Source organism: Oceanisphaera arctica, from assembly GCF_002936955.1.
GTDB classification, from domain to species: domain Bacteria; phylum Pseudomonadota; class Gammaproteobacteria; order Enterobacterales; family Aeromonadaceae; genus Oceanimonas; species Oceanimonas arctica.
The window spans coordinates 1-1,418 of sequence record NZ_MPZM01000101.1 but is presented as its reverse complement, the minus strand read 5'-3'; the positions used below and the strand labels follow the sequence as shown (position 1 = coordinate 1,418).

At 53.7% G+C, this 1,418-nt stretch carries 1 protein-coding gene; it reads left to right on the top strand.

What is annotated here, in order from left to right:
• Positions 1-100: 100 nt before the first annotated feature.
• Positions 101-1,114 carry an IS110 family RNA-guided transposase gene (locus UN63_RS16840; protein ID WP_104488640.1) on the top strand — a complete coding sequence of 338 codons (1,014 nt, stop codon included), beginning with the start codon at positions 101-103 and terminating at the stop codon, positions 1,112-1,114.
• The last annotated feature ends 304 nt before the right edge of the window (positions 1,115-1,418 follow it).

Genomic DNA, 1,418 nt, shown 5'->3' with positions numbered 1-1,418 from the left:
AGCCCCCATGGATGATGAGATGGACACCTCTTGTACAACCGGCGTCATTACGCGCCATATTTGGGTTGTCGACTCAAATACCACACAAAAGGTGTCCACTATGAACATTACGCTGATAGGTATCGATCTGGCAAAAAATGTGTTCCAGGTTTGTGGCGTCAATCAAGCGGGGAAGTCCGTATTCAATCGGCAGGTCCGTCGCGCAGCATTACTGGATTTTCTGGCCCAACAAACCAAGGTGCCCATTGCGATGGAAGCTTGCAGTGGCTCCAATTACTGGGGCAGAGCCTTGCAGAATCTCGGCTATGAAGTCATGTTACTGCCCCCTCAGCATGTGAAGCCCTTCGTGAAGGGCAACAAGAATGACCGTAATGATGCCTTCGCCATCTGTGAGGCGGCACGACGACCCGATATGACCGTGGTCGCGCCCAGAACCCTGGCACAGACCGACATGAATCTGGGCCATCGGATCCGTGAGCGACAGGTGGGTGAACGTACTCGACTCATATGCCAGCTCCGGGGCTTGTTGAATGAATACGGCATCGTGCTGCCGCGCGGCAAGGACTCGTTACTCGCGGCGATGCCCGACATTCTTGAGGATGCCAATAATGAGCTGACGCCGAGCGCGCGGACGTACTTTTACGGTATGTTGACAGAATGGCGCCAGTTGGATAATGCCATCAAGACGCGAGAGAAAGAGATCCGACAGCAATGCCGTGCTCATGAAGCCAGTAACCGATTGACTGAAATTCGAGGCGTCGGCGATATCACCGCCACCGCAGCGGTCGCCTTTGCCGGCAATGCCCGCCATTACCACAATGGCCGTCACTTCGCGGCCAATCTGGGGCTGGTGCCGAAAGAGCACTCCAGTGGTGGCAAGCAACAGCTGGGCGGTATCACCAAGCGTGGTAACCGTTATCTACGCAAACTATTGGTCCAGTGTGCCTGGTCGATTATCCGGCACATCAATAAGGCAAAGGACAGGATATCGTTGTGGGCAAAAGCACTTATCGAACGACGAGGCCCGCAGAAGACGGCAGTAGCGCTGGCCAATAAACTGGCGCGAATTATCTGGGCCATGTTGGCTCGGCAAGAACACTACCGTGCGGCCTGAGTCGCTGGAAGGAATGAACAGAAAAGACAGGTTAGGCAATAAAAAGAGTAAGTACACCCCGAGGTAATGCAAGTGGAAAACACGTTAATGAGGTAACAGGTAAGACCGGCCCTTGCCAACGCTGACCAAACCCAAGGAGCCTAGACTCCGTAGGGACGATAACGCAGCAAGGGCGCCATTCTCATTAGGGCCAGAGCGAGTCAGAGGCTCGTTCACCAAAACAGGCCGGATATACGGATGCAGCCTTAACCTGATAACCGAAAATAACGAAAACCTCACTTGCAGGAAATGAGGTGTCCATATA

Excerpts from the sequence above, each read along its gene's own strand:
- UN63_RS16840 (WP_104488640.1), top strand. The coding sequence starts at position 101 with ATGAACATTACGCTGATAGGTATCGATCTGGCAAAAAATGTGTTCCAG.